Source organism: Pantoea sp. CTOTU50773 (genome assembly GCF_032082325.1).
Classification (GTDB): domain Bacteria; phylum Pseudomonadota; class Gammaproteobacteria; order Enterobacterales; family Enterobacteriaceae; genus Pantoea; species Pantoea communis.
Map to the genome: position 1 here is coordinate 1 of NZ_DAMDQC010000018.1, position 24,895 is coordinate 24,895.

The window sequence follows — 24,895 nt, forward strand, 5'->3', positions numbered from 1 at the left end:
GGATTACGAGCCGGATGAGTGGCAATCGACCTTTAGCGAGTTTCATGACGCCGATGCACAAAACTCGCACAGCTACTGCTTTGAGATTTTAGATCGCCGTTGATGTTTATCCCGGCACCCATCAATGTGCCCCTGAGAAAATCGTCTCATTTCGTCGTGGTGTTGCCCTACAGGGCGACCGGGAAATCTCAGAACCACCCTTTATAGCGAACAAAAAAAAGCCCCGCTCACGTTGCGGGGCTTTTTGTTTATGACATGTCGCTCAATGGCGGATGTACGCTGGTGGCACTCTCTGCCATCGCCTTCTCACGGTTAGAGGCCTGCACATAATAGCGTTGCGATTCCCAATGCAGCAGCGTCAGCGTGCCGCCCCAGCAGCAACCGGTATCCAGGCCGATAATGTGCTCAGGCGTCCCTTTGCCTTCCAGTGAAGCCCAGTGACCAAACACCTGCGTGTAGTCACTGCTGATCTTGCCGGGAACAAGGAACCAGGGTTTCAGCGGCGGTGGAGCAGAGTTGGGGGCTTCTTTGCAGATCATATCCAACTGACCGTTGGGGAAGCAGAAGCGCATACGCGTCAGGGCATTGGTACTGAAGCGCAGACGCGCCAAGCCGCTCAATTCCGGCGTCCAGTTGTTCGGCATGTCGCCGTACATCGCATCCAGGAACAGCGGGTAGGTGTCGCTGGCCAGCACGGCTTCAACTTCACGCGCACAGAGTTTTGCCGTGTCGAGATCCCACTGCGGTGTGATACCCGCATGAGCCATCAACAACTTTTTCTCTTCATCCACTTGTAGCAGCGGCTGGCGACGTAACCAGTTGATCAGCTCATCCGCGTCCTGCGCCTCTAACAATGGCGTCAGACGATCTTTAGGTTTGTTACGGCTGATGCCCGCATAAACCGCCAGCAGATGCAGATCGTGATTGCCGAGCACCAGTCGTACGCAATCTCCCAGCGATTTCACATAGCGCAGCACATCCAGCGAACCCGGGCCACGCGCCACTAAGTCGCCGGTTAGCCAAAGCTCGTCTTGCTGCGGATCGAAATCAACCTGCGCCAGCAGCGCACGTAGCTCGTCATAACAGCCGTGAATATCGCCAATCAGGTATGTACTCATTACGTCAGTCCGATCAAAACGCGCCGCCCGGACTGGCCGGGCGGAGGGGGATTAATGTATGTGGGTTTGCACGGCGAGTCGGAACACCGGAATGTCGACGTGAAATTCTTCACCTTCATCGTCGATCATCACATAGTGACCTTGCATGGTGCCCATAGGGGTTTCCAGAATCGCACCGCTGGTGTACTGATACTCACCGCCAGCGGCAATGTGCGGTTGCTCGCCAACCACACCTTCCCCCTGAACTTCAGTCTCACGACCGTTGCCATTGGTGATAAGCCAGTAGCGACTATGCAGTTGAACGCTATTTCGTCCCAGATTACGTATGGTGATGGTGTAGGCAAACACGTAACGATCCTCGTCGGGCAAGGATTGTGATTCCACATATTGACTCAATACATGAATACAGACGCGGGCCAGTTCACTCATACACTTATTTCTCCGGGGTTTCAGCCTGATGATTGCCCAGCCAGTTCGCCAATTGGCAATACTGTGCCACGGTGACATTCTCAGCACGCAGCGAGGCATCAATGTTCAGTTCATCCAACGCACCCGCAGTAAACATATGTGCAAGGCTGTTACGCAGGGTTTTACGGCGTTGACCAAAGGCTTCAGTGGTGATGCGGCTCAGCAGGCGAATATCGCTCACCGGATAAGGTGGTTCTGGGTAAGGCATCAAACGCACCACGGCGGAATCAACTTTTGGCGCAGGCGTGAAGGATTCGGGTGGAACTTCCAGCACCGGAATCACCTGGCAATAGTACTGCGCCATCACGCTCAGGCGGCCATACGCTTTACTGCCTGGTCCGGCAACCAAACGGTTTACCACTTCTTTCTGCAGCATGAAGTGCATGTCTTTAATCGAACCAGTATAGCTGAAAAGGTGGAACATCAGCGGGGTCGAAATATTGTACGGCAGGTTGCCAAAGACGCGCAGTGGCTGACCTTTCTCTTGCGCCAGCGCCGAGAAATCGAAAGTCATGGCATCTTGCTGATAAATGGTCAGCTTCGGTCCGAGGAACGGATGGGTCTGCAAACGTGCAGCCAGATCGCGGTCCAGCTCTACAACGGTCAGTTCATCGAGGCGTTCGCCCACCGGTTCAGTTAAGGCACCCAGGCCGGGACCAATCTCCACAATCGCTTCTCCCTTCTGCGGGTGAATAGCGGAGACAATGCTGTCGATAATGTACTGATCGTTCAGGAAGTTCTGCCCGAAACGTTTACGGGCAAAATGCCCCTGATGGACGCGATTATTCATTACTGCTCTTGATCATAGTGATGGCGAGATTAAGCGCCGTGATAAAGCTGCCCGGTTCCGCCTTGCCCTGGCCGGCTAATTCCAGCGCGGTACCATGGTCGACAGAAGTCCGGATAAAGGGCAGGCCAAGGGTGATATTCACCGCGCGACCAAACCCCTGAAATTTTAGCACCGGTAAGCCCTGATCGTGATACATCGCCAGGACCGCATCGGCATGCTGTAGGTACTTCGGCTGGAACAGCGTATCAGCCGGTAATGGGCCGGTAAGCTGTATACCTTCCTGACGCAGTTCGTCGAGCGCCGGAATGATAGTATCAATTTCTTCACGGCCCATATGGCCGCTTTCGCCCGCGTGCGGATTCAGGCCGCAGACAAAGATATGCGGATGGGGTAAACCGAACTTCTGCTGTAAATCCTGATGCAGAATCGTAATCACCTCATGCAGGCTGTCGCGAGTAATCGCATCAGCGACATCTTTTAACGGCAAATGCGTAGTGGCGAGCGCGACGCGTAACTCTTCGGTGGCCAGCATCATCACCACGCGATCGCCACCGGCACGCTCGGCGAAGAATTCGGTATGACCGGTAAACGGAATGCCGGCGTCATTGATGACGCCTTTGTGCACGGGTCCGGTAATCAACGCAGCAAATTCACCGTTTAGGCAACCGTCGCAGGCACGCGCCAGCGTTTCCAATACGTAATGCCCATTCGCTACGGTTAATTCACCAGGCGTGACCGGCTGCGCGGTATCAACCTGCAGCAGCGTTAACGTACCGGCCTGCTGTACTTGTGCCGCAACACCCGGTTGGTAATCGCGCAGCGTAAGCGGTAAGCCCAGTTGCTGGGCTCGCTGACGCAGCACATGGCCATCGGCACAGACCACCAGTTCAACTGGCCAGTCGAGCTGAGCCAGTTGAACGGTGAGATCAGGACCAATCCCGGCGGGTTCGCCGGGGGTGATCACGACACGATAATTACTGACCATTGTTGTCCAGAATCTTCACGTAAGCACTGGCGCGTTGTTCCTGCATCCAGGTTTGTGCTTCTTCGGCAAATTTACGGTTAAACAGCAGACGATAAGCACGCTCTTTCTGCGCCGCATCGGTTTTATCAACCTGACGGGTATCCAGTAACTGAATCAGATGCCAGCCGAAGGAGGAGTGTACCGGCTCACTGACCTGGCCTTTTTGCAGCTTCAGCAGCGCATCACGGAAGGCAGGATCGTAGATTTCAGGCGTTGCCCAGCCGAGATCACCACCCTGGTTAGCAGAACCCGGATCGTCAGAGAACTGTTTTGCCGCCGCAGCAAAGGTGGTTTTGCCACTCTTGATGTCAGCTGCGATCTGCTCGATCTTCGCTTGTGCCTGCGCATCAGTGAGGATCGGAGAAGGCTTCAGCAGAATATGGCGTGCATGCACTTCGGTGACAGAGATGTTTTTACTCTCACCGCGCAGATCGTTCACTTTAAGAATATGGAAGCCAACACCAGAACGTATTGGGCCGACGATGTCGCCCTTCTTCGCGGTGCTTAACGCTTGCGAGAACAGGGTCGGCAACTCTTCAATTTTCGCCCAACCCATGTTGCCGCCTTTCAGCGCCTGCGGATCGGCAGAGTAGGTCACTGCCATTTTGCCGAAATCGGCACCGCTTTTCAGTTGACCGACCAATTGACGCGCCAGCGCTTCCTGATCGTCAACCTGCTGCTGCGTAGGGTTTTCTGACAGTGGCAGCAAGATCTGGCTCACGTTCAGTTCAGTGCCCTGAGTATTCTGTGAACCAATCTGCGTTGCCAGCGTATCGACTTCCTGCGGCAGGATCGTCACACGGCGGCGCACTTCGTTATTACGCACTTCAGAGATCAGCATTTCCTGACGGATCTGCGCACGGTAGGCGTTGTAGTTCATTCCGTCATAGGCCAGGCGGCTGCGCAACTGATCCATGCTCATCTTATTTTGTGCGGCAATATTCTGGATTGCCTGATCCAACTGCTGATCGCTGACCTGCAGGCCGGCTTTCTCGCCCATCTGAAGAATGATGGCATCCATGACCTGACGCTCAAGGATCTGATGACGCAAGGTTTTGTCATCAGGCAACTGTTGATGAGCTTGCTGCGCCTGTGATTTCACAGTGCGCATCATGTTATCAACGTCACTTTCCAGTACCACGCCGTTATTCACGACGGCAGCAACTTTATCAAGCTCTTGTGGGGCTGCGAACGCAGTGTTAGCGGTGATCGCTACACCAAGAATCAGCATTCTCCAGTTCTTCATACTTTATCCATTGTTGTTTCCGCACTGCGGGATAGCCTGTCAAACATCACAACATCAGAAAGCGCGCTGGTAAGGGATGATGCCCTGACGCAGCATTTCATTGGTGCCTAAGCCATAGTTAGAACTCAGACCACGTAGCTCAATGTTGAATGAGATTTGGTTGTCGTACTTACTGTCGTTGTTTTCCCAACCGTTGATCTTGCGCTCGTAACCCAGACGAATGGCGTAGCAGCACGAGCTGTACTGCAGGCCAACTAACTGCTCAGCAGGGCGACTGTTGCGGGTATCGTAGTAATATCCGCCCACCAGTGACCAGGCATCGGCAATTGGCCAACTCGCGGTTGCGCCAACTTGTGAAATCCCGTTTTTGTAGATCGGGTTCGTCAGCAAGCTGGAGTTGTTCAACGCCTGCGCCACGTATTCCGGGCTGCTGTAGCGATAGCTCAACTGCACCATACGATCGGCATCCTGACGGTATTCCAGGATGGCGTTGCCTTGTGCAACGTTATCGAGACGGGTGTCATACTGCAGACCGCCACGCGCGCCCCAGCGATCGCTGATTTTCCAGTAGGTATCCCCGGCCCACACCAGGCTGCCGGTATCATCCTCATCACTCGTCTGGTTTACGCCGGTACGAGACGGGGTAAACGAGTAGATTTGACCCACAGAAACGTTAAAACGTTCAACCAGATCGTTATCATAAATTCGTGTGGTCACACCGGTTGAGACTTCGTTAGCCGACGCGATACGATCCAGGCCGCTATAGGTACGATCGCGGAACAGACCGGTATAGTCGGTTTGCAGCAGGGTAGAGTCGTACGGATAGATGCTGCTCTGGTTGCGATACGGGATATAGAGGTACTGCACACGCGGTTCCAGCGTTTGCGTGTAGCCAGGTTCCCAATCCATATCACGGTCAAACACCAAGCGACCATCCACTTTGAACTGCGGCAGAGTGCGGTTGACGGAGCTATCTAATTGATTACCGTTGCTGGAAATATTAGAGATTTCGTTATTGTTATAACGATCAATATTGTCCTGCTGGTAGTGCGTAGCGAGGAACTTTGCTTCGGTATCCAGGCTGGCCCAGCCATTTGACAGCGGTAAATTTAACGTCGGTTCAATGTGAAGACGCGTTGCTTCAGGCATTTTGCTATTCACGTTGGTGAATTTCACTGCCTGAGCGTAGATGTGGCCATCAAATGGTCCAATATCGTTCTGATAGGCGTTCAGGTCGAGCTGTGGCATGGCACGATAGACGTTGGTCGAATCTGTGTTACCAAATACCTGGAAATCTTTGGTCGACAGCGTGGCGTCCCAGTTGGTGTCCGCGTAGCCAAAGCTGAATTTCTGCGTCGCATAACCGTCAGTAGAGTTGTAATACTTCGAGTCGAGATCGTTGAAGTAATACGGGTCACTTACCTTGGTGTAATTGGCATTGAAGCGCCAGTGCTGCTCATAGACACCAGCATGCTGCCAGTAGAACAGCCAGCGATCTGAGTTATCATTTTCGGCGATGCCACGCACCGCTTTGTCGTTGTCGTACTGCTTATCGGACGGCAGATAATCCAGTTCCATCAAACCGGCACCAAACACGGTCAGATAGCGGAATTCGTTCTGCAATTGCAGACCACGTTTGCTCATGTAATGCGGCGTAATCGTGGCATCGGCCTGTGGCGCGATGTTCCAGTAATACGGCAGCATAAATTCGAAGCCGTTGTTACTACCGTACTTCGCATTCGGGATCAGGAAACCGGAGCGACGGCGATCGCCAATCGGTAACTGCAAATATGGGCTGTAAAACACCGGCACATTGCCGAGTTTAAAGCGGGCGTTCCAAATCTCCGCCACTTCTTCCTGACGGTCCTGGATCACTTCAGAACCGACCACGCTCCAGCTATTAGAGCCGGGCAGGCAAGAGGTGAAGCTGCCGTTTTCCAGAATGGTATAACGGTTGTCGCCACGCAGTTTCATCTGATCGGCAACGCCACGGCCCTGACGGCCCACCATCTGGTAATCACCGTTCCACACGTTGGTGTCTTTGGTGTTCAGATTGGACCACGCTTTCGGACCTTTCAGGATGACCTGGTTGTCGTCATAGTGCACATTACCCAGCGCATCCACGGTACGCACTGGCGTGGTCTGTCCATCCTGCTGACGCTGATGCAGTTGCATCTCATCGGCACGTAAGCGGCTGTTGCCCTGCTGCACATCAACATTGCCCGTGAATACCGCGTCATTCGGGTAGTTACCCTTGGCCGAGTCAGAGTTGATGGTGACAGGCAGGGAATTGGTGTCGCCGCTGACCAGCGGACGGTTATAGCTCGGCACGCCCAGCATACATTGCGACATAAGATCGTCGGCGAATGACTGCTGACTGTAGAGCGCTGCACCAATCATGGTTGCCAGCAGGGTAGGTATCTGTTTTTTCATACGCGGTTCGGGATTTCCATGAGAACGGGCATCATGCCGACAATCGGCTCAGAGACTAACTTACTGCCCGGCGTTGTGCCAGTGTTAATCCTTGTCTGATCGCGTTGCTGTTAGGCACTGAAGTAAATGAAAGGTATGATAATGCAATTTTCAGCCGCAAGCATGGCGAATTGAGGAGTTTATGCGCTACTGGGGAAAAGTTATTGGTCTGGCTCTCGGCTTACTTTCCGGAGCAGGCTTCTGGGGCATTGTACTGGGTCTGATCATTGGTCATATGTTTGACAAAGTGCGCAGCGTAAAAGGACAGGGCTATTTCGCCAATAATCAGGCGCGACAGACGCTGTTTTTCAGTACCACTTTTCAGGTGATGGGTCATTTGACCAAGTCAAAAGGGCGCGTCACCGAGGCAGATATCCAGATTGCTTCCTTATTTATGGATCGTATGCAACTGCATGGCGATGCCCGCATGGCTGCGCAGCGTGCTTTCCGCGAAGGCAAGCAAAGTGACTATCCGCTGCGGAATAAATTGCGTGAACTGCGCAGCGCCTGTTTTGGTCGTTTTGATCTGATTCGGATGTTTCTGGAAATTCAGATTCAGGCGGCATTTGCTGACGGTTCGCTGCATCCCAATGAACGCCAGGTGCTGTATGTAATCGCGGAAGAGCTGGGCATTTCGCGGGCACAGTTCGATCAGTTCCTTCGCATGATGGAAGGTGGGCAACAATTTGGTGGCGGTGGCTCCTCTTATGGTGGTGCTTATCAACAGGCGAAACGCGGACCGACGCTGGATGATGCCTGTAGTGTGCTGGGGGTAAAAAGCAGCGATGACAGCACCACCATTAAACGCGCTTACCGTAAGCTGATGAGTGAGCATCATCCGGACAAACTGGTGGCGAAAGGGTTACCGCCAGAAATGATGGAGATGGCGAAGCAGAAAGCGCAGGAGATTCAGGCGGCTTACGATTTGATTCGTAAGGAGAAAGGTTTTAAATAGCCTGGAACGTTAAGATTGAATTTGAAAGGGCCGTCATGACTGACGGCCCTTTTTTATGACCTGCAGATTAAAAATCTGCTGGCTGCTTAAACGTCATGCTGTTGCCAAACGCCGGATGGGTAATGGTTAATGACTCCGCGTGCAGTTGCAGACGCGGCGCCATGCTCAGTGCTTCTTCATGGGCATAAAAGCGGTCGCCCAAAATCGGGTGACCCAGCGCCAGTAGATGCACGCGCAGCTGGTGCGAGCGGCCGGTAATCGGCTTGAGCCGCACGCGGGCGCTGTTGCTCGCTTCGTATTCCAGCACCTGATATTCGGTCTGAGCGGCTTTACCGTTCTCGAAGCATACCATTTGCTTAGGGCGATTAGGCCAGTCGCAAATCAGCGGCAGATCGATCAATCCCTCTTCCGCCGCAGGATGGCCCCACACGCGTGCCACATAATACTTTGACGGCTCACGCTCGCGGAACTGCCGCTTGAGCTCTCTTTCCGCAGCCTTATTCAACGCCACCACGATCACGCCGCTGGTGGCCATATCCAGGCGATGCACCGATTCCGCCTGAGGGAAATCACGTTGAATGCGCGTCATCACGCTATCTTTGTGCTCCTCCAGGCGACCAGGCACCGACAACAAGCCGCTTGGCTTGTTGACCACCATAATGTGCTCGTCCTGATACAGAATATGTAGCCAGGGGTCGAGCGGCGGATTGTAGGCTTCCATCAACATGTCGTAGTGGCCTTCAGCAATTATTGGTGCGTGACAACGATCAGACGCAGCGCGTCCAGACGCCAGCCCGCATCACCGAGGCTCGCCAGCACCTGCTCGCGATTGCTTTCCAGCGCTTCAACCTCATCATCACGGATGTTGGGGTTGACCGCTCGCAGCGCTTCAAGACGTGATAGCTCGGCACTCAGCTTCTCATCCGCCTCGACTTTCGCCGCTGCGATGATCGCCTGTGCTTCCGGAATCACCACTTTTTCGGCCTGGGTCAGAATCTCGTGCACTTCCTGCTGCACTGCGTTAACCAGTTTGCTACCGGTATGACGATTCACGGCGTTTAACTGGCGGTTAAAGCTTTCAAACTCCACTTTGCCTGCCAGGTTGTTGCCCGCACGATCCATCAGCAGACGCACCGGCGTTGGCGGCAGGAAGCGGGTGAGTTGCAGGCTTTTCGGAGCCTGCGCTTCAACCACGTACACCATCTCAACCAGCAGCGTCCCAACCGGCAGCGCTTTGTTCTTCAGCAGTGACAATGCACAGCTGCCGGTATCGCCGGACAGGATCAAATCGAGACCATTACGGATCAGCGGATGTTCCCAGGTGATGAACTGGGTGTCTTCACGCGACAGCGCCTGGTTACGGTTGAAGGTCACGGTACAGCCATCTTCCGGTAAACCTGGAAAATCCGGCACCAGCATATGATCGGATGGCGTCAGCACGATCAGGCTGTCACTGCGGTCTTCCTGGTTGATGCCGACGATATCGAACAGGTTCAGCGCGAAGTTAACCAGGTCGGTGTCGTTATCCTGTTCGCCGATAGCATTCGCCAGCGCCTGCGCTGCTTCGCCGCCGTTGGAGTTCAGCTCCAGTAAGCGGTCACGACCCTGCTCCAGCTGCGCTTTCAGCGTGTCGTGCTGTTTGCGGCTCTCTGCAATAAATTCATCCAGCCCCTGTGGATTCTCAGGTGCGGCGAGGTATTCGATTAACTTGCTGTATTCGCTGTCATAAATGGCGCGTCCAGTTGGACAGGTATGCTCAAACGCATCCAGGCCCTCGTGGTACCAGCGCAGCAGCACCGCCTGGGCGGTTTTTTCCAGCCATGGCACCAGGATCTGAATGTCGTGCATTTGGCCGATACGGTCGAGACGGCCAATACGCTGTTCCAGCAGATCCGGGTTAAACGGCAGGTCGAACATTACCAGACGGCTGGCGAACTGGAAATTACGGCCTTCAGAACCGATCTCCGAGCACAGCAGTACCTGTGCGCCTTCTTCTTCTGAGGCGAAGAACGCCGCAGCGCGGTCGCGTTCCAGAATGGATAATCCTTCGTGGAACACTGCAGCACGAATACCTTCGCGCTCGCGCAGCACCTGCTCCAGTTGCAGCGCAGTGGCAGCCTGAGCGCAAATCACCAGTACTTTCTCTTTACGGTTGCTGGTCAGGTAACCCATCAGCCACTCGACGCGCGGGTCGAAGTTCCACCAGGTACCGCTATCACCTTCAAATTCCTGATAAATCTTTTCCGGATACAGCATGTCACGCGCGCGTTCTTCTGCGCTCTTGCGTGTGCCCATAATGCCGGAAACTTTAATCGCGGTTTGATACTGCGCAGGCAGTGGCAAACGAACCTGGTGCAGTTCGCGTTTCGGGAAGCCCTTCACGCCGTTACGGGTGTTACGGAACAGCACGCGGCTGGTGCCGTGGCGGTCCATCAACATCGAGACCAGCTCTTTGCGTGCGTCTTCTTTGCCTTCACGATCGCTGTTCGCCACCTGCAGCAGCGGCTCGATGTCCTGTTCACCGATCAGGTCATTGATCAGGTTCATCTCTTCATTGGTGATCGCCTGATCGGCCAGCAGCGAACTCACCGCATCGGCCACCGGGCGATAATTCTGCTGCTCAGCCACGAACTGGCTGAAGTCGTGGAAGCGATTTGGATCGAGCAGACGTAAACGGGCAAAGTGACTTTCCAGACCCAGCTGTTCCGGCGTGGCCGTCAGCAGCAGCACGCCCGGCGTTTTTTCCGCCAGCTGTTCAATCACCTGATATTCACGGCTTGGCGCATCTTCGCTCCAGGCCAGATGGTGGGCTTCATCGACCACCAGCAGATCCCAGTCGGCATCGGCCAGCAATTCAAGACGCTGCTTGTTACGGCGTACGAAATCCAGTGAACAGATAATCAGCTGTTCGGTTTCGAAGGCGTTATCGCTGTCGTGCTGGGCTTCGGTGTAGCGGTCGTCATCAAACAGGGCAAAGCGCAGGTTGAAGCGGCGCAACATCTCTACCAGCCACTGGTGCTGCAGCGTTTCCGGCACCACGATCAGTACGCGATCGGCACGACCGGCCAGCAACTGTTGCTGAATAATCATCCCGGCTTCAATGGTTTTACCCAGGCCCACTTCATCCGCCAGCAACACGCGTGGCGCATGACGACGGCCAACATCATGGGCGATATGCAGCTGATGCGGAATCAGGTTGGTGCGCATGCCGCGCAGGCCGCTGATCGGCAGGCGATACTGCTCACTCTGGTATTTACGCGCACGGAAGCGCAGGGAAAAACGGTCCATACGGTCGAGCTGACCGGCGAACAGGCGATCCTGAGGCTTACTGAACACCAGTTTGCTATCCAGCATCACTTCGCGCATCACCACGCCGCTTTCTTCGGTGTCGAGACGCGTGCCGATGTAAGTCATTAATTCGTTATCGTTGCGGACTTCATCGACGCTCATCTGCCAACCTTCGTGGTTGGTGATGGTGTCGCCCGGATTGAAAATCACACGGGTGACGGGAGCATCATTACGGGCATACAGGCGGTTTTCGCCGGTTGCCGGGAACATCATGGTGATCATGCGCGTATCGATCGCCACCACCGTTCCTAATCCCAGTTCACTTTCCGTATCACTAATCCAGCGCTGACCCAGTGTAAAAACCATATATTTTTAGCTCGACTCTCTGACATGCCATAAAGAAGTTCACCTGCTCTCAGGCAATACATCACCGCCAAACGAGAGTTTGGTCAGAGTGTCTATGCGGTGAGAAACAGGAAGGGCGCTATGGTACTGGATGGCAGGGCATTCGTCACCTGTCAAAAAAGCCCCAGCTGCCCGGTGATAAGTGTAGCAAAGTCATCGCCGACGAAGGGTAAAATGCCATCTGCCACCGGTTGTAACTGTTTGGTGACATAGTGATCATAGTCGAGCGGCGTGGTGCGCGCTTCCAGCGGTTCCGGGCCAGCGGTCGCCATCACATAGCGAATGTACCCGCCATTTTGATGCTGTAATGGACGCTGTAATTTCCGATTTTGCTCATCGGCGAGGCGAGCCGCGCGTACATGGGGTGGCACGTTTTTTTCATAATCTTTTAACGGGCGGCGCAGGCGCTTTTTGTAGACCAGTAATTCATCCAGTTCGCCCGCCAGCAGCTGCGCCACGGTCTCACGGATATAATCCTGCCATGGCTCACCACGAAAAATTCGGCCATACAGATTTTGCTGGAACTGCTGCGCCAGCGGTGTCCAGTCGGTGCGCACTGACTCCAGCCCTTTAAACACCAGCCGTTCTGTTCCGTCGCAGCGAATCATGCCGGCGTAGCGCTTTTTACTGCCTTGTTCAGCACCGCGAATGGTGGGCATCAGGAAGCGACTGAAATGGGTTTCGTACTCTAATTCCAGTGCGCTCTCCAGCCCGTAAGTCTGCTGCAGATGTTGCTGCCACCACGCATTGACCTGTTTAGCCAGACGATGACCAATGGCGGCGGCCTCTGCCTCGCTGTGTGCGCCTTTCAACCAGACAAAGGTGGAGTCGGTGTCGCCATAAATCACATCAAACCCTTCGGCTTCAATCAGCTCACGTGTTTGCTGCATGATGGCGTGGCCACGCAGGGTAATTGAAGACGCAAGACGTGGATCAAAGAAGCGACAGGCGCTGGTGCCAAGCACGCCGTAAAAGGCATTCATGATGATTTTCAGCGCCTGTGACAAAGGCTGATTGCCGTTGCGTTTAGCCGCTTCACGCCCTTGCCAAATCTGCTCCACAATCGCTGGCAGGCAATGGGTTTGGCGTGAGAAGCGCGCATGGCGAAACCCGGGCACGGAATCGGCATCGTCTGGATGCGCCAGCCCCTCCACCAAACCGACGGGATCGATCAAAAAGGTGCGAATAATGGAGGGATAAAGGCTTTTGTAATCGAGCACCAGCACCGAGTCGTACAGGCCGGGCCGTGAGTCCATCACATAACCACCCGGGCTGGCTTCGGGCGCCACTTCACCAAGGTTAGGTGCCACGAATCCTGCGCGATGCATACGCGGAATATAAAGATGACCAAACGCCGCCACCGAACCGCCGTGACGATCGACCGCCAGGCCATTGACCGTGGCGCGCTCCAGCAGGAACGGCATGATGGCAGTGTGCTGGAAAATACGCGTCACCAGTTCGCAATCTTTCAGGTTGTACTTCGCCAGCGCGGGTTTGTCATGGGCAAAACGCCAGTTGATCTCCTCCATGCGCTGCCACGGGTTGTCGATGTCTTTTCCTTCGCCGAGGAGCTGGCGTGACACCGCCTCAAGACTGAAAGAGGGAAAGTCCCAGAATGCGGATTTCAGCGCTTCAATACCATCAATCACCAACCGCCCGGTGGCTTGTGCGAAGAAGACGCCAGGCTTAAAGCCGTGCTCACGCCACTCCAGCGCCTGATTGTGACGACCTAAACGCAGCGGGATGCCGTAGCGGTCGGCGTGTTTCTGCAGGACGCGCAGATCGAACTGCACCACGCTCCAGCCGATGATCACATCAGGATCGTGGCGGGCGAACCAGGCATTGAGCTGTTCCAGCAACTGCGGGCGGCTATCCACATAAATGAGATCGAAATCGAGGGTGCTGGCATCGCCATTGGGTGGACCCAGCATATACACCTGGCGCTGACCGCAGCCCTCCAGCCCGATGCAATACAGCTCACCGTGTTCCGTGGTTTCAATATCCAGCGAAACCCATCTTAGCTGCGGGCGGTAATCTGGATGCGGTTTCAGGCGAGCATTGACCACGCTATCGCCGCGCACCTCGCCGCTAAACCACACCGGCGCAGTGATGAAACGCTCCATCAAATAGCGCTCTGGCGGGCGGATATCGGCTTCATACAGCGCGATGCCATTTTCGCGCAGGCGCTTTTCCAGGTTTTGCAGCTGGCGATGGCTGCGGCAATAAAGGCCAAACACCGGACGACGGCGGAAATCTTTCAGTTCGAGCGATTGCACACGAATATGCCGCTCGTCACGGATCAACGCTTCGGTTTGCTGGCGGAACTCTTCTGGAATGAAAGCCACGGACTCTTGTGCCGGTAGCACCAGCCGCTGCGGTCCCTGATCAGTCGCCAGCCACAGCACCACTTCGCTGCCGGTTGGGGTATCTCGCCAGTGGCGGGTAAGCAAAAAACCTGCGCGTGGTTCGGTCACGTGAACTCCGGGAAATGAATTGCCTGAAGTATACCATGGATGTTTATACAGTGCCTGTGTGTGGCGACATTGTCAGTACTCTGTCAACATCGTCCTACAATTCTTGCCTTGACGGTTTGGCGCTGGCTCCGGACAATCCAGCCTCTATATTCCGCAGAGGATAGTTATGGAAGCCTGGATTCAACATCTGTTTTCGCAATCGCTGGAGTACGCGCTGATGGCCGTGGCGCTGGTGACCTTCCTTGAGTCACTGGCGTTCGTGGGATTGCTGTTGCCAGGAACCGTATTAATGGCCAGCCTTGGGGCGCTGGTGGGCAGCGGACAGATTGGTCTTTATCCTGCCTGGGCGGCGGGTTTTGCCGGTTGCCTGATTGGTGACTGGGTCTCTTATGGCATCGGCTGGAAGTTTCAGGGGCCATTGCACCGCTGGAAATATCTGAAAAAGTATCAGGGCCTGCTGGATAAAACCGAGCACGCGCTGCATGAACACAGCATGTTTACTATCGTGGTGGGGCGATTCGTCGGCCCGACGCGTCCGTTGATTCCATTGGCGGCGGGCATGCTGGAGCTGCCGGTGCGCAAGTTCCTGCCGCCCAACCTGATTGGCTGTATTCTCTGGCCGCCGGCTTATCTGATGCCGGGTATCCTCGCCGGTGTGGCGATTGATGTGCCGCAGGCCGCGCAAAGCGGCAATTTTAAGTGGCTGCTGTTGCTGGTGGCTTTGCTGGTGTGGATGGGATTCTGGCTGATGTGGCGCTGGTGGCGCAGTGGCAAAACCACTGACTGGGCGACGAAATATCTGCCGCAGGCGCGTTTGCGCTGGCTGGCACCGCTGGCGGCGGCTATCGGCGTGGCGGCATTTATCGCCATTCAGTATCACCCGATGATGCCTATCTTCCGCCAGCTATTGTGGAAGGTGTTCTTCGCTTAAGGCTTTTTCACGCCAAGGATGGTAGCCGCTTCACTCTCTCCACTGATCAAGCTCGCCGTGCTGCCATCCCAGTAAATCCGCCCATCGACCACCACCAGACTGCGCGGCGCAATTTGCTGGGCGTCTTCCAGGCTGTGCGACACCATCAGCAGCGTGATATTGCGGCTTTCACACACCGTACGCACCAGTTGCAGCATCTCACCGCGAAGCGCCGGATCGAGCGCAGAGAAGGGCTCATCGAGCAGCAGGATCGGCCGATCGCGCAGCAGGCAGCGCGCTAAGGCCACGCGCTGGCGTTGACCGCCGGAAAGCTCAGCTGGCAAGCGGTTCAGCATCTCGGCTAATCCGGTCTGCTCAGCGATGGCGGCCAGCTGTTGCTGCTGTTCCCACGTCAGTTTCAAGCCTGGATGCAAGCCTAACCCCATATTTTGCTGCACCGTCAGATGCGGGAAGAGATTGTTCTCCTGGAACAGCATCGACACTGGTCGCGCCGACGGCACGCTGTGCGTGTGATCGACGCCATTCATCATCAGGGTTCCCTGGCTCACTGGCAAAAAACCGCCGATCAAGCTGAGCAAGGTGCTTTTGCCTGCGCCGCTGGGGCCGAGGATCGCCAGACGTTCCCCCGCCTGGGCTTCAAAACGGAAGCGCATTGGCAGATGCTGGTAAAGGTAAGTGAGATTATTCAGTGTCAGCATGACGACCCGGCAGTTTTTCCATCAGAGTAAAGAGCAACAGGCACAGTAATAACAGTAGCAGTGCGGTTACGGCACCGTCTGCGCCGCGATAAGCGCCAATTTGCTGGAACAGATAGAACGGCAGCGTACGGAAATCGGCGCTGCCAAACAGGGCCACCACGCCGAAATCACCAATCGACAGCACGCAGGCAAACGCCAGCGCTTGTGCAATGGGCCGCTTCAGCGCGCGCAGTTCAATCAGTTTCAGGCGATTAATACCAGCAATGCCCAGTGATGCGCAGAGCGGGGTGTAGCGAGCGCTGATATCGCGCATCGGGTTCTCCAGTACCTTCATCGCATAGGGGATGGCAATCAGCGCATTGGTGAAAATCACTAAGCCATCGGCGCGCTGCGGCAGGCCGATGGTGGCGTTGAACAGCAGGAAAAAGCCGCTGGCCAGCACGATGCCGGGCATCGCCAGGATCAGCATACCGCTTAGCTCCATTGCCTGTGCCGCAACGTTGCGCTGACGCTGACGCAGCTCGCGACTGCTCCATAGCAACATGATGGTCAGCACCACGCACAGGAATCCGGCGCCGATGGCGATGCGCAGTGAGGTGAAGGTCGCTTGCCATAACGCGGGCTGTTGCAGGGCACCTGCAACACCCCCGCGCAAGCCATCAACGATCACCGCAGCGAGCGGCGGCAGCAACAGCAGTAGCGCACAGACAATCAGTAGCGTGTCGCCGATCCGGGCATGCCAGCAATCCTGCGGATCACGCCAGCCGCGAATATTTTGGCTGCCGGTAGGGATGGCCTTACTGAAGCGTTGGCTGAGCAGCACCAGCAGCAAACAGCACCCGAGTTGCAACAGTGCCAGTAGCGCCGCACGGCTGGGATCGTAATCAAAACTCAGCGCCTGGTAGATGGCCAGTTCCAGCGTGGTGGCACGCGGTCCTCCGCCTAATGCCAGTACCGTGGCAAAGCTGGCGAAGCACAGCATAAAAATCAGGGCTGCGGTGGGCAGAATCTGGCGCCGCAGCCATGGCCATTCGACTAAACGAAACAGATTCCAGCCGCGCATACCAAGCTGGGCGGCTAACTGACGCTGCTCGCCGGGAATACTTTCCAGCGCCTGTAACAGCATGCGGGTGGCGAGGGGCAGATTGAAGAACACATGTGCCAGTAAAATGCCCTGCAAGCCATAGGGCGAGAAGGTGTAATCAATGCCAGGCAGGCTACAGAGGTGCGCCAGCCAGCCGTTGCGACCGTAAACACTGAGCAAACCAAATACGGCCACTAAAACCGGCAATACCAGCGTCATGGCACACAGGCGCAGCAGCAGATTACGTCCCGGAAAGCGGCGGCGATACAACGCACGTGCCAGCAGAATCGACGGCAGCACCGAGAGCAGGGCAGATAAAAGCGCCTGCTCAAACGAGAAGGCCAGGACGTGGTGCAGATAATTGTCTGACAGCAGGGCGCGCCAGTCAGTGACCGGCGCCGCCATCACTAAGGCGCCAAACGCCAGCAGTGCCACTGCGCACAATAGCAGCGCAACGGCACTTCCAGGAATTAACCAGGCTGGCATTAACGGCTAACGGCTTGTTGCCAGGTACGAATCCAGTCCGCGCGATGATCGGCCACTTCGGCTGAGCTGTATTGCAGCGCATTCGCCGGCACGGTCAGAGACTGATAACCGGCAGGCAGATCGCTTTTGATCACCGGATACATCCAGTTGCCGGTCGGAATGGTCTGCTGGAAGGCTGGCGATACCATAAATTGCATAAACTGCTGCGCCAGTTTGGGCTGTTTGCTGCTAGCGAGCTGTGCAGCCACTTCCACTTGCAGATAATGGCCTTCGCTAAACGGCGCAGCGGCGTAGTTATCTTTCTTCTCTTCGATGATGTGATATGCCGGAGAGGTGGTGTAACTCAGCACCAGATCGCCTTCGCCTTTCAGGAACAGGCCATAGGCTTCGCTCCAGCCCTTAGTGACGGTGACCGTTTTCTGTGCCAGCTTCTGCCAGGCGTCAGGTGCTTTATCGCCATACACTTTTTGCATCCACAGCAGCAGGCCTAATCCCGGTGTGCTGGTGCGTGGATCTTCATAGATCACACGCCACTTTTCCGGGCTTTCGACCAGTTCTTTCAGGCTTTTCGGTGGGTTCTTCAGCTTGTTTTTATCGTAGACGAAGGCGAAGTAGCCGTAATCGAACGGAACGAAGGTGTCGTTATGCCAGCTATCAGGCAGTTGCAATTGACTGGTGTCGACGGTGCTTTTTGCGAACAGGCCGGTTTTTTCGGCGGCTTGCACGAGGTTGTTATCGAGGCCCAGCACCACATCGACTTTGCTGTTTTTGCCCTCCATCCGCACGCGGTTGAGCAGCGACACGCCATCTTCCAGCGCCACATAGTTCAGTTCGCAGCCGCACTCGGCTTCAAAGGCTTTTTTGACGGCAGGGCCGGGGCCCCAATCTGCAGAGAACGAGTCGTAGGTGTAAACGGTAAGAACAGGCTTGACAGCCAACGCCGGGGCAGAGATCAACAGCAACACGGGCAAGACTTTGTTTAACACTTTGCGCTCCTTGAGGAGAAGATAAAGTTGAGTCGCAAAGGATCTGAGTTATCGCTCATCTCAAATCCCTACGCCGGTATGAGCCGGATCAGGTTCGACGGGTTTCTCTCAGCCCAATACTAGGGCACCCCGTTGAGAACGGCTTATATTAGACACTTCTGTGACAGCGCGAAAGTGTCACAGCTCCGGTGGTGCAAACCAGGCCGATTTAAAGTCAAACCAGCCGAGCGTGTTGAGCCGCACACCGCGCATACTGCGCTGGCCTTCCAGCAGTAACCAGTGATGGAAGAGCGGATGAACAAAGTCGCTGTTCACCAACTGTTTGCTCCACTCGGCCAGAGGCAAGGCTTTCTGTCTCCACTGTTGTGCATCTGCGTGCCAGTCAATCGGAACGCAGTGATGCATGAGCGGCAATTCGTAGAGCTGCGCAAACAGTGCGTAGTCGAGCGGCAGAGTGAAGTTGACGCTGCCGAGCCAGATGTCACTCTCTCCTTCACCTTCGAACCACTCTTCGTAGCTCAGCTCGCGCGTGATCAGCTCAACGCCCTGTTCAGCCAGCAGCGGGCGCAGGGCGTTAGCAATCCCTTCATGCTCGACATGATGGCTGTACCAGCTGATGGTCAGTTGCGTAAGTCCATCGGGCTTTTCGGCTGGGGTGAGATCGCGGCGATGATGCCAGCGCGGTAAGAAACCGTATGCAGGGAACCAGTAGCGCTGATAGCCCACACCCGCATGGTTGAGCAGGGCAATCGGGTTAAGCAGATAGCTCACCCAGCGTCGAAAATGGGCATCCTTACCACGCTCTGAGCGCTGGTCGAACAGCAGGAAATAGCAACCTTCTTCCAGACGGCTCTCTTCGGATTTCTCATCGGCGGTTTCCCCCTGTAGCTTCACGCCGGCATACACCAGCTCGTCGCTGATTTCCGGCAGCACCCAAATCGACACGTCATCAATCAGCGCGCGATAGCCAAAATAGTCATCAAAGGCGGCGATTTTCAGCTGCGTCTGCTGGTTGCGTACCACGCTGTAAGGACCGGTGCCGATGGGTTGACGGGCAAAATGGCGCAACGTCGGCCATTCGCGCGGCAGGATCATCGCGCTGACGCTGGCCAGCAGCCAAGGCAACCAGCTATCGGGCTGTGACAGATGAATATCCAGCGTCCAGGGCGCGGGAGAGTGCAGTTTGTCGATATGCGAGAATAGCGGCTGACTGCGTACACGTTCCAGTGAAGCGATGATGTCTTCCATCTCCAGTTCACGTCCGTGATGGAAGCGAATCGCGGGTCGTAAAAAGAAGCGCCAGTGGAGTGGGGAGGTTTGTTGCCAGTGATGGGCGATATCCGCTTCGATTTCCCCCTTTTCCTCATTTATTCGCGTCAGGCCATTAAAGATTTGTCGCGCCAGATGGGTTTCCGAACGACGCAGCGGCGAGCCCGGCAGCAGATTGGGCAGCGGACGGTAATAGAGCACGCGCAGGATGTGCTTGCCCTGGCGGAAACTGCGCCCGAGATGCGCCGCAATCATCTGCCGCACCTGATTCTTATCGCCCACCAGTTGCACCAACTGCTCTATGCGTTCCTGCTCCAGTAGATCCTCGGCGCGCTGCTGCTGCAGTGCTAAGCCGGTGTAATTGAAGCTCAGGGTCGAACGCTTACCGCGCCCGGCTTCTGCCTGCCAAATCAGCCAGCCCGCATCCTGCATGGCATTCAGCAGGTTACGCATATGGCGCCGCGAGCAGTGCAGTCGTTCAGCCAGATCGCTTAAGGTGGTTTCCTGATCCAGCCCCTGGCAGCTTTGCCACAGGCGGATGAACTGCTGTTGCAGTCGCGCAGAGGACATAAAAGGGGAACTCCTTCTCAGAATCGCTCAGTTTTTCCTGCCTCATATTAGAGGCATACTGCCAGGCAATGGAAGAGCGGGAGGCATTCAGCAATGAATGGCGCTCTGCCAGCGGTTCCACCGACGTGGAGCCTTTTCTGAGTAGGGTGCATTTCACCGCCAGCAGCGTTTTCTCTGCTGGCTTTTTTCGTTTTGCTGTGAAATCTTCTACCCTCTTTGTCTTAGCCTCATTTCTCCGCAAAGGGATTTCTGCATGAAATCGCTGTTAACGCGCCAGCGTCGTATCAATCCGGTTTATCTCTCTTTTATGGCGGTGTCGTTTATGACCGGTGTCGCCGGTGCGTTGCAGGCACCCACGCTGAGTCTGTTTTTGACGCGCGAAGTGCAGGTGCGACCGTTTTGGGTCGGGCTATTTTTTACCATCAACGCGATTGCCGGGATTGTGATTAGCCTGCTGATGGCGAAACGTTCGGACAATCGCGGCGATCGTCGCAATCTGATCCTGTTTTGCTGCCTGATGGCGGTACTGAATGCGCTGCTATTCGCCTTTAATCGTCATTACCTGACGTTGATCAGTGTGGGCGTGTTGCTGTCAGCGCTGGCCAGCGTGGCGATTCCGCAGATCTTTGCGCTGGCACGCGAGTATGCGGATCAGTCGGCGCGTGAAGTGGTGATGTTCAGCTCGGTGATGCGTGCGCAACTGTCGCTGGCATGGGTGATTGGCCCGCCGCTGTCGTTCGCCTTAGCGCTTAACTATGGCTTCGTGACGCTGTTCTGCGTGGCGGCGGCGATTTTCCTGCTCAGTATGCTGCTGATTTGGCGCACTCTGCCTTCAGTGCCGCGCGTGGCCGCGACGCCAGAGCAGGTGCTGACCCAGCTCAGTCCGTGGAAAGATAGCCAGGTGCGAGTGCTGTTTATCGCCTCGGTGGTGATGTGGGCGTGCAACACCATGTATATCATCGATATGCCGCTGTATATCAGCTCCACGTTGGGGCTGCCGGAAAAACTGGCGGGCTTACTAATGGGGACGGCCGCAGGATTGGAAATTCCCATCATGCTGCTGGCTGGACACTACGCCAAGCGCTTTGGTAAGCGCAAGTTGGTGCTGTTAGCGCTGGTGGCGGCAATCCTGTTCTATCTCGGACTGGTGTTGTTCCAGTCGCGCATGGCATTGATGGTGCTTCAGCTGTTCAACGCGGCGTTTATCGGCATCGTCGCGGGAATTGGCATGCTGTGGTTCCAGGATTTGATGCCGGGACGCGCGGGCGCAGCGACCACGATGTTTACCACCTCGATATCGACCGGTTTGATTATTGCAGGATTGATACAGGGCACGCTGAGCGAGCGCTTTGGCCATGAGTCGGTGTACTGGCTGGCATTAGCGATGGCGGTGGTGGCGTTGGGGCTGGCGTCGCGCGTGCGTGATGCCCAATAAATAAAAAGTCGCCCGCAAAGGCGACTTTATAAACATCCAGTGCGTCTCTATTCGGTGCGCATTCAAACGCACCGAATAGGGCATTAACGCAGGAATGCTGGCTGAGTGGTCTCGTAGTTGGAGATGGACGCTTCGTGTTGCAGCGTTAAACCAATGCTGTCGAGACCGTTAATCATGCAGTGACGGCGGAAGCTGTCGATTTCAAAGCTGTAAGACTTATCACCGGCCGTGACGGTCTGGGCTTCCAGATCCACGGTAAAGGTCACGCCTGGCTGCGCGGCCACCAGTTTGAACATCTCATCCACTTCTTCATCGCTCAACTTCACCGGCAGCAGCTGGTTGTTAAAGCTGTTGCCATAGAAAATATCCGCGAAGCTGGGTGCAATCACCACGTGGAAACCGAAATCGGTCAGGGCCCATGGGGCGTGCTCACGTGATGAGCCGCAGCCAAAGTTTTCACGCGCCAGCAAGATGCTGGTGCCTTTAAATTCCGGCTTGTTCAGCACGAAACCTGGGGTAGGCACGGTGCCCGCATCATCTTCGAAGCGCCAGTCGTGGAACAGGTGCGCGCCAAAACCGGTGCGCGTCACTTTCTGCAGGAACTGTTTTGGAATGATGGCATCGGTATCGACGTTCGCCGCATCCAGTGGCGCCACAATTCCGGTGTGTTGGGTAAATTTGTTCGCCATGGCTTAAGCTCCCTGAGTCAATTCACGAATGTCGGCAAAACGACCGGTTACTGCCGCCGCTGCAGCCATCGCCGGGCTCACTAAGTGAGTGCGACCGCCACGGCCCTGACGACCTTCAAAGTTACGGTTACTGGTGGAGGCACAACGCTCGCCTGGGTTCAGACGGTCATTGTTCATCGCCAGACACATGGAGCAACCCGGCAGACGCCATTCAAAACCCGCTTCCAGGAAGATTTTGTCCAGACCTTCGGCTTCGGCTTGTGCCTTCACTGGGCCTGAGCCAGGGACGACCATGGCAACAACGCCTGGTGCGACTTTGCGGCCTTTAGCGATGGCTGCCGCAGCGCGCAAATCTTCAATTCGTGAGTTGGTGCAGGAGCCGATAAAGACTTTGTCGATAGCGACTTCAGTCAGTTTAATACCCGGCTGCAAATCCATGTAAGCCAAAGCTTTCTCGGCAGAAGCACGCTCAACCGGATCGGCAAAGGATTGCGGGTTGGGGATCGCCTGATCCACCGCCATCACCTGGCCTGGGTTGGTGCCCCAGGTGACCTGCGGCGCGATATCGGCCGCGTTCAGGGTGACAATGGTGTCGAATTTGGCATCGCTGTCGGACTTCATCGTACGCCAGTAAGCGACGGCTTCATCCCACTGCTCGCCCTTCGGTGCGAACTGCTTGTCTTTCAGGTAAGCGAAAGTGGTGTCATCCGGCGCGACCAGGCCCGCTTTGGCACCCATCTCAATCGCCATGTTGCACAACGTCATGCGGCCTTCCATGCTCAGCGCTTCAATCGCCGGGCCACAGAACTCCACCACGTGACCAGTACCGCCGGCGCTGCCGGTTTTACCAATAATCGCCAACACGATATCTTTCGCCGTAATGCCCGGCGCCGCTTCGCCCAGCACTTCAATTTTCATGGTTTTTGCACGGCCCTGTTTCAGGGTCTGCGTGGCAAACACATGCTCAACTTCGGAGGTGCCGATACCGAATGCCAGCGAACCGAAGGCGCCGTGGGTCGCGGTGTGGGAATCGCCGCAGACGATGGTCATGCCTGGCAGCGTCATCCCTTGTTCAGGCCCGATCACGTGCACGATACCCTGGAACGGGTGATTCAGGTCATACAGCTGAATGCCGAACTCAGCACAGTTCTTGATCAGCTCTTGCATCTGAATACGCGCCATCTCACCCGACGCGTTAATGTCTTTGGTCTGGGTAGAAACGTTGTGGTCCATAGTGGCGAACGTCTTCGACGGCTGGCGCACTTTGCGGCCGTGAGCGCGCAGGCCATCGAAGGCCTGCGGTGACGTCACTTCATGGATCAGATGGCGATCGATGTACAGTAACGGGGTTTCGTTTGGTGCTTCGTGGACGACATGTGCATCAAATAACTTCTGGTATAAGCTTTTCATTTTATTATTTTTCCTCAGCGATGAAACCGGCAATGATGCTGCCCATTTCATCTGTGCTCACAGCTGGGCCGTTACCGGCTAAATCGCGGGTACGATGGCCCGCTTCCAGCGCACGGCTGACCGCACGCTCGATACTGTCTGCAGCTTCAGCGGCATTCAGGCTGAAGCGCAACAGCAGAGACAACGAGAGAATCTGAGCAATTGGGTTGGCAATGTTCTGACCGGCGATATCGGGCGCAGAACCGCCCGCAGGCTCATACAGACCGAAACCTTCTTCATTCATGCTGGCAGAAGGCAGCATGCCCATGGAACCGGTGATCATCGCGCATTCGTCTGACAGGATGTCACCGAACAGGTTAGAACAGAGCAGCACGTCAAACTGTGATGGATCTTTAATCAACTGCATGGTGGCATTATCGATGTACATGTGGCTCAACTGCACATCCGGGTAATCTTTTGCCACTTCATTAACGATTTCACGCCACATCACTGAGGTCTGCAGCACGTTGGCTTTATCCACTGACGTCACTTTGTTACGACGCTTGCGTGCGGCTTCAAAGGCGTTGCGTGCAATACGCTCGATCTCGAAACGGTGATACACCTCGGTATCAAATGCACGCTCATGTGGACCGCTACCTTCGCGCCCTTTCGGCTGACCAAAGTAGATGCCGCCGGTTAATTCACGCACGCAGAGGATGTCGAAACCGCGTGCGGCGATGTCGCTGCGCAGTGGGCAAAACGCTTCCAGGCCTTTATATAAGGAAGCGGGGCGCAGGTTGCTGAACAACTTGAAGTGCTTACGCAGTGGCAACAGTGCACCACGCTCAGGCTGGCCCGCTGGCGGCAGGTGTTCCCATTTTGGACCACCGACAGAGCCGAACAGAATCGCATTCGCTTGCTCTGCACCGGCAACGGTGGCAGGCGGCAGCGGTTCACCGTGACGATCGATGGCGATACCGCCAACATCATATTCGCTGGTGGTGATACGCATGTCGAAGCGCCCGCGAATGGCGTCGAGAACCTTGATAGCCTGCGCCATCACTTCCGGGCCGATTCCGTCGCCTGGCATTACCGCAATATGATAAGACTGAGTCATA

19 protein-coding genes, 1 pseudogene and 1 riboswitch are annotated in these 24,895 nt (G+C 55.6%); of the genes and pseudogenes, 4 read left to right on the forward strand and 16 right to left on the reverse strand.

The genetic code is table 11. From position 1 onward, the window contains the following. Window positions 1-103, forward strand: a pseudogene (gene folA, locus RT340_RS04745) (dihydrofolate reductase); the annotation flags it as partial. A gap of 145 nt (window positions 104-248) precedes the next feature. Here folA and apaH read toward each other — a convergent pair. The 6 genes from apaH to lptD are packed head-to-tail and all read right to left on the reverse strand — an operon-like array spanning window position 249 to window position 7,079. Further along, the gene (gene apaH, locus RT340_RS04750) at window positions 249-1,118 is read right to left on the reverse strand and encodes a bis(5'-nucleosyl)-tetraphosphatase (symmetrical) ApaH (RefSeq protein ID WP_160833561.1); all 870 of its coding nucleotides are present in this window, start codon (window positions 1,116-1,118) and stop codon (window positions 249-251) included. 51 nt (window positions 1,119-1,169) lie between these two features. Next, the gene (gene apaG / locus RT340_RS04755) at window positions 1,170-1,547 is read right to left on the reverse strand and encodes a Co2+/Mg2+ efflux protein ApaG (protein WP_034826077.1); all 378 of its coding nucleotides are present in this window, start codon (window positions 1,545-1,547) and stop codon (window positions 1,170-1,172) included. A gap of 4 nt (window positions 1,548-1,551) precedes the next feature. After that, complete coding sequence (rsmA, locus tag RT340_RS04760; RefSeq protein ID WP_034826076.1) at window positions 1,552-2,376, reverse strand: 16S rRNA (adenine(1518)-N(6)/adenine(1519)-N(6))-dimethyltransferase RsmA; 825 nt, start codon at window positions 2,374-2,376, stop codon at window positions 1,552-1,554. Next, entirely contained in the window at window positions 2,369-3,361 is a 993-nt protein-coding gene (gene pdxA, locus RT340_RS04765; RefSeq protein ID WP_313374471.1) for a 4-hydroxythreonine-4-phosphate dehydrogenase PdxA, read from the reverse strand. The genes rsmA and pdxA overlap by 8 nt, the downstream gene beginning before the upstream one ends. After that, window positions 3,351-4,646: a peptidylprolyl isomerase SurA gene (surA, locus tag RT340_RS04770; RefSeq protein WP_097118321.1), complete on the reverse strand. Its 1,296-nt coding sequence runs from the start codon at window positions 4,644-4,646 to the stop codon at window positions 3,351-3,353. The genes pdxA and surA overlap by 11 nt, the downstream gene beginning before the upstream one ends. Before the next feature lie 54 nt (window positions 4,647-4,700). After that, window positions 4,701-7,079, reverse strand: coding sequence for an LPS assembly protein LptD (gene lptD, locus RT340_RS04775; protein ID WP_211729149.1), 2,379 nt, complete (start codon window positions 7,077-7,079; stop codon window positions 4,701-4,703). Window positions 7,080-7,260: 181 nt separating this feature from the next. On the opposite strand from lptD, the gene djlA reads away from it, so the two are divergent. Continuing rightward, a complete protein-coding gene (gene djlA, locus RT340_RS04780) occupies window positions 7,261-8,073 on the forward strand; it encodes a co-chaperone DjlA (RefSeq protein ID WP_058959353.1) in 813 nt (270 codons plus the stop codon). A 67-nt stretch (window positions 8,074-8,140) separates the two neighbouring features. On the opposite strand, the gene rluA is transcribed toward djlA, so the two are convergent. The 3 genes from rluA to polB all read right to left on the reverse strand — a co-directional run bounded on the left by rluA (window position 8,141) and on the right by polB (window position 14,240). After that, entirely contained in the window at window positions 8,141-8,800 is a 660-nt protein-coding gene (rluA, locus tag RT340_RS04785) for a bifunctional tRNA pseudouridine(32) synthase/23S rRNA pseudouridine(746) synthase RluA (protein ID WP_097118323.1), read from the reverse strand. Window positions 8,801-8,820: 20 nt separating this feature from the next. Then, the gene (gene rapA / locus RT340_RS04790; RefSeq protein ID WP_313374476.1) at window positions 8,821-11,727 is read right to left on the reverse strand and encodes an RNA polymerase-associated protein RapA; all 2,907 of its coding nucleotides are present in this window, start codon (window positions 11,725-11,727) and stop codon (window positions 8,821-8,823) included. Between the two features lie 152 nt (window positions 11,728-11,879). Further along, window positions 11,880-14,240 carry a DNA polymerase II gene (gene polB / locus RT340_RS04795; protein ID WP_313374478.1) on the reverse strand — a complete coding sequence of 787 codons (2,361 nt, stop codon included), beginning with the start codon at window positions 14,238-14,240 and terminating at the stop codon, window positions 11,880-11,882. A gap of 166 nt (window positions 14,241-14,406) precedes the next feature. Between polB and RT340_RS04800 the strand changes: the two genes are divergently transcribed. Then, window positions 14,407-15,171 (forward strand): DedA family protein, encoded by a 765-nt coding sequence (locus RT340_RS04800; RefSeq protein ID WP_313374480.1) that lies wholly within the window; start codon window positions 14,407-14,409, stop codon window positions 15,169-15,171. Here RT340_RS04800 and thiQ read toward each other — a convergent pair. From thiQ to sgrR, 4 genes are all read right to left on the reverse strand, one after another. After that, on the reverse strand, window positions 15,168-15,869 hold the full coding sequence (gene thiQ / locus RT340_RS04805) for a thiamine ABC transporter ATP-binding protein ThiQ (RefSeq protein WP_313374482.1): 702 nt from the start codon (window positions 15,867-15,869) through the stop codon (window positions 15,168-15,170). The two genes, RT340_RS04800 and thiQ, sit on opposite strands and share 4 nt — an antisense overlap. Next, entirely contained in the window at window positions 15,853-17,439 is a 1,587-nt protein-coding gene (gene thiP / locus RT340_RS04810) for a thiamine/thiamine pyrophosphate ABC transporter permease ThiP (protein WP_313374484.1), read from the reverse strand. Before thiP ends, thiQ begins: the two co-directional genes overlap by 17 nt. Next, window positions 17,439-18,425 (reverse strand): thiamine ABC transporter substrate binding subunit, encoded by a 987-nt coding sequence (gene thiB, locus RT340_RS04815; protein WP_313374486.1) that lies wholly within the window; start codon window positions 18,423-18,425, stop codon window positions 17,439-17,441. The genes thiP and thiB overlap by 1 nt, the downstream gene beginning before the upstream one ends. Window positions 18,426-18,472: 47 nt before the next feature. Beyond that, window positions 18,473-18,567: riboswitch (TPP riboswitch) on the reverse strand. A gap of 35 nt (window positions 18,568-18,602) precedes the next feature. Beyond that, window positions 18,603-20,264: an HTH-type transcriptional regulator SgrR gene (gene sgrR / locus RT340_RS04820; protein ID WP_313374487.1), complete on the reverse strand. Its 1,662-nt coding sequence runs from the start codon at window positions 20,262-20,264 to the stop codon at window positions 18,603-18,605. A 253-nt stretch (window positions 20,265-20,517) separates the two neighbouring features. On the opposite strand from sgrR, the gene RT340_RS04825 reads away from it, so the two are divergent. Next, window positions 20,518-21,699, forward strand: coding sequence for an MFS transporter (locus RT340_RS04825; protein WP_313374488.1), 1,182 nt, complete (start codon window positions 20,518-20,520; stop codon window positions 21,697-21,699). A gap of 83 nt (window positions 21,700-21,782) precedes the next feature. Here the strand turns inward: RT340_RS04825 and leuD are convergent, their stop codons facing one another. The 3 genes from leuD to leuB are packed head-to-tail and all read right to left on the reverse strand — an operon-like array spanning window position 21,783 to window position 24,894. Then, the gene (gene leuD, locus RT340_RS04830) at window positions 21,783-22,388 is read right to left on the reverse strand and encodes a 3-isopropylmalate dehydratase small subunit (protein WP_038649091.1); all 606 of its coding nucleotides are present in this window, start codon (window positions 22,386-22,388) and stop codon (window positions 21,783-21,785) included. Window positions 22,389-22,391: 3 nt separating this feature from the next. After that, window positions 22,392-23,798 (reverse strand): 3-isopropylmalate dehydratase large subunit, encoded by a 1,407-nt coding sequence (gene leuC, locus RT340_RS04835; protein ID WP_034826009.1) that lies wholly within the window; start codon window positions 23,796-23,798, stop codon window positions 22,392-22,394. A 4-nt stretch (window positions 23,799-23,802) separates the two neighbouring features. Then, window positions 23,803-24,894 carry a 3-isopropylmalate dehydrogenase gene (leuB, locus tag RT340_RS04840; RefSeq protein ID WP_097118333.1) on the reverse strand — a complete coding sequence of 364 codons (1,092 nt, stop codon included), beginning with the start codon at window positions 24,892-24,894 and terminating at the stop codon, window positions 23,803-23,805. Window position 24,895 lies beyond the last annotated feature (1 nt).

What these genes read in the sequence shown, in the direction of transcription:
- thiP (WP_313374484.1), bottom strand. Translation starts at nt 17,439, where the DNA reads ATGCCAGCCTGGTTAATTCCTGGAAGTGCCGTTGCGCTGCTATTGTGC.
- lptD (WP_211729149.1), bottom strand. Translation starts at nt 7,079, where the DNA reads ATGAAAAAACAGATACCTACCCTGCTGGCAACCATGATTGGTGCAGCG.
- pdxA (WP_313374471.1), bottom strand. Translation starts at nt 3,361, where the DNA reads ATGGTCAGTAATTATCGTGTCGTGATCACCCCCGGCGAACCCGCCGGG.
- apaH (WP_160833561.1), bottom strand. Translation starts at nt 1,118, where the DNA reads ATGAGTACATACCTGATTGGCGATATTCACGGCTGTTATGACGAGCTA.
- thiQ (WP_313374482.1), bottom strand. Translation starts at nt 15,869, where the DNA reads ATGCTGACACTGAATAATCTCACTTACCTTTACCAGCATCTGCCAATG.
- leuD (WP_038649091.1), bottom strand. Translation starts at nt 22,388, where the DNA reads ATGGCGAACAAATTTACCCAACACACCGGAATTGTGGCGCCACTGGAT.
- apaG (WP_034826077.1), bottom strand. Translation starts at nt 1,547, where the DNA reads ATGAGTGAACTGGCCCGCGTCTGTATTCATGTATTGAGTCAATATGTG.
- RT340_RS04825 (WP_313374488.1), top strand. Translation starts at nt 20,518, where the DNA reads ATGAAATCGCTGTTAACGCGCCAGCGTCGTATCAATCCGGTTTATCTC.
- leuC (WP_034826009.1), bottom strand. Translation starts at nt 23,798, where the DNA reads ATGAAAAGCTTATACCAGAAGTTATTTGATGCACATGTCGTCCACGAA.
- djlA (WP_058959353.1), top strand. Translation starts at nt 7,261, where the DNA reads ATGCGCTACTGGGGAAAAGTTATTGGTCTGGCTCTCGGCTTACTTTCC.
- RT340_RS04800 (WP_313374480.1), top strand. Translation starts at nt 14,407, where the DNA reads ATGGAAGCCTGGATTCAACATCTGTTTTCGCAATCGCTGGAGTACGCG.
- rsmA (WP_034826076.1), bottom strand. Translation starts at nt 2,376, where the DNA reads ATGAATAATCGCGTCCATCAGGGGCATTTTGCCCGTAAACGTTTCGGG.
- rapA (WP_313374476.1), bottom strand. Translation starts at nt 11,727, where the DNA reads ATGGTTTTTACACTGGGTCAGCGCTGGATTAGTGATACGGAAAGTGAA.
- rluA (WP_097118323.1), bottom strand. Translation starts at nt 8,800, where the DNA reads ATGTTGATGGAAGCCTACAATCCGCCGCTCGACCCCTGGCTACATATT.
- surA (WP_097118321.1), bottom strand. Translation starts at nt 4,646, where the DNA reads ATGAAGAACTGGAGAATGCTGATTCTTGGTGTAGCGATCACCGCTAAC.
- sgrR (WP_313374487.1), bottom strand. Translation starts at nt 20,264, where the DNA reads ATGTCCTCTGCGCGACTGCAACAGCAGTTCATCCGCCTGTGGCAAAGC.
- leuB (WP_097118333.1), bottom strand. Translation starts at nt 24,894, where the DNA reads ATGACTCAGTCTTATCATATTGCGGTAATGCCAGGCGACGGAATCGGC.